The 2,712-nt window shown below is 35.6% G+C and carries 4 protein-coding genes; 1 reads left to right on the forward strand and 3 read right to left on the reverse strand.

What is annotated here, in order from left to right:
- Both V7659_RS21515 and V7659_RS21520 read right to left on the reverse strand, forming a co-directional pair.
- Positions 1-494 (reverse strand): hypothetical protein (locus tag V7659_RS21515; protein WP_335542124.1); only part of this gene is annotated, 494 nt, incomplete at its 3' end.
- A gap of 6 nt (positions 495-500) precedes the next feature.
- Positions 501-704 (reverse strand): hypothetical protein, encoded by a 204-nt coding sequence (locus V7659_RS21520; RefSeq protein ID WP_335542126.1) that lies wholly within the window; start codon positions 702-704, stop codon positions 501-503.
- 451 nt (positions 705-1,155) lie between these two features.
- On the opposite strand from V7659_RS21520, the gene V7659_RS21525 reads away from it, so the two are divergent.
- Complete coding sequence (locus tag V7659_RS21525) at positions 1,156-1,689, forward strand: hypothetical protein (RefSeq protein WP_335542128.1); 534 nt, start codon at positions 1,156-1,158, stop codon at positions 1,687-1,689.
- Between the two features lie 182 nt (positions 1,690-1,871).
- Here the strand turns inward: V7659_RS21525 and V7659_RS21530 are convergent, their stop codons facing one another.
- Positions 1,872-2,324, reverse strand: a complete 453-nt coding sequence (locus V7659_RS21530) for a staygreen family protein (protein WP_335542130.1) — start codon at positions 2,322-2,324, stop codon at positions 1,872-1,874.
- Positions 2,325-2,712 lie beyond the last annotated feature (388 nt).

The following is a 2,712-nucleotide window of genomic DNA, read 5'->3' on the forward strand; positions in this document are numbered from 1 at the left end:
CTTATCGTTCCTTGAAACGTCTCTACTGCATGGCTGTAGTAGCAATGTAATCCCTCACGATTCGATTCGTTTAACTTATAATCTTTTAAAATAGTACCGATATTGTAATAGAGTTCGCCACATTTAACCAATTCATCTAATTTAGATTTAGGGACATATTTTATTAAATTTCGAGCAGTGTTTATGTCTCCTATAATCTGCAACTCTTCTTTTGTCGGTGAGTACTTTTGCGTATTCATTTTATGAATTAAATAAATTATATCTCTTATTTTATTCTTAAAAAGGTTATGTATTATCTCAGCAGCAACTTTATTTGTTATTACCAACTCATTTATTTTTTCTTTTGACCACTTATCTAACAATAAAGAAACTTTATCTCCTCTTGGGTCATCATTATCTAAGTAAGCCAAAAGAAAACAAGCATCAATAGCAATAGATGCTTGATTAAAGTCCACAAATGTGGCATCAGTAGAATCTATAATAAATTCAGACATCGGTATTTATTTACCTTCCTTACTCAGTTCAGCTAATCGCTTTCCTGCTAATGTACGAACTCCACGTTTTTTTCTAATTTCCATCGCTGACTTTTCCGTTGAGTGACCTTGTTTTTCAACTTGTATTACAGGTGCCGCCACTGGTACCAATTTAATCACTCCTTTATTACATTTGGTAATATTATATAAATTTATTATTCTTTTGTCCATAATTTTCCACCACCTAATCCCAAAATTGCATATCATCATTCTTGCCAATTATTTTGAATTTAAATCCTGGCAAGTGGGGCCGGACCCCAACTCACGCAGTGATGATTCCGCTTTGGAATAGTGCCTGTGAATGTTAATGGTAAAATAGAAGAAAACATGGTGGGTGACGACATGAATTTGTGTGAGCGCTGTAGATCAGTTGAAGCGAATATAAGTTTACATATGGAACCAATTAGCATGCAGTTATATGCCAATTGTTATAATGAACTCATGGCAGAAGTTCTTGATGTAAAATTAGAGAGCTAACAGACGATATTACAGAGGATGTTGAAGTGGATGACATTGGGTCACATCCCCACCAAGCTCGTTCGTGAACTCTATCTTTGCTAGTTGATTGGATCTGACCGTACTTGCAATATGTACTGGACTAAACCTATAAAGGAGTATAGAAATGAAGGTTTCTATTCCAACACGAATCCTAACTTATAAAAGAAATGAACTTATTAGCTGGATAGATGGTAATAGAGAAGAATGTAAGGACTCTTATTGCAGTAAATTGCCAGGCTCTAGAGGGTTTGGAGAATATATCGCAGGCAGGTATTACGAAACATTAGGTTATGAGTGGATTCATCATAATTATAATTTATTTGGCGGCAACAAACTTGGAAAATACCCAAAGGCTGAATCAATTTTTCGTAAACATTTTGGTGATGAAAGATATGAAAAAGGCAGAGGATTTTACCCTGCCTTTTCTCCCTTTATTGGTATAGAAGAACCTGATTTGCTGGTGTATAAACCAGATTCCTCTGAAATTCTTTTCGCCGAATGTAAAAGGCAAGATACAAAGGATAAACTTAGGAATCAGCAGGTTAAGGGACTTGCACTTCTAAAATTATTATATGAATGCCCTGTTGAAGTAGTTGAGATTGTAGAAGAAGGAAGTGGGCAAGCGGGAATGGGAGAACCATTAATATGGAAGTTTTAGAATGTTTTATAATAAAGGAAACTCTTCAACTAGATATTATGGAGGGAATACCGTTGTGGCCCATGTTTGAACCAAATCCTCGTGCCTGCCACGCATCGGAATTTGTCGAAGATTGATAGAATAGTATTGCCTATTTGGTATTTAGTCGGAAGAATCAGGATATCAGAGGATTTCTATACTTCCTATTTGGAAAAACGGCGGAAATTTTCCCAATTCTCTTGGCTGGCAAATTGAGGGTAGGTGGACATAAAAGTAACGATTATGGAAGCATGATCTAGATTAGGGTATGCGTCGAATAAAGAACGATCGCCGTATCGAATCGCTGATAAGGCAAGCGGTAATTCACGCCTGAATATTTCCGCGCGTTTTGCTGCTACATTTTGGTTAAGTTCTCCTTGATCTATATATACATAAACACAATAGTATAAGGAAGTACCGTTTGTTTTCCATTCACCTAATACTTCATCCCTCATAGGATTGATCTTATCCCAGGCATACTGCTTTCCAATGGCTAAAAATAGCTCACCAGTTACATCAGAGTGAGTTAGTGTGTAATGTCTTGGAATAACAGGTTCGGTGGTCGTAACACCACCTTTGTATTCAACAGATAGTTTTTCTGGATTGAAAGTGGTCAAGCCATCATCTCCGATCAGCTTTTTTTATCATTATGCTCATTCGGATTTAATCATTCGTTATTTCTGACTAATGGATGTTGGTATTAATTAATATAGCTAATCTCGCTAAACCGTTTCATATTTAGAGACGGTTTCTTATTTTTTCTGGTGAATGAATAATTAATCTGCCTTTAGTATATCAATAAAGTTATGTTTAATGCAAAGGAGAGAAATATGATGAAAAAGGATAGAATTTCGAATGATGTAAAAGGTGAACAACAAAAAGTAATTGCAGCTCAAAATCTAGCCAATCAATTTAATAAAGGTGATACAGAATTTTCATTAGATGAAAATGTACAAGAAGGTTTAGCAAAAAGTCAACAATACCAGGCAGAGAATCAGCAGCCCA

It is taken from the genome of Neobacillus drentensis, from assembly GCF_036966985.1.
In the GTDB taxonomy this organism is placed as follows: domain Bacteria; phylum Bacillota; class Bacilli; order Bacillales; family Cytobacillaceae; genus Neobacillus; species Neobacillus drentensis_E.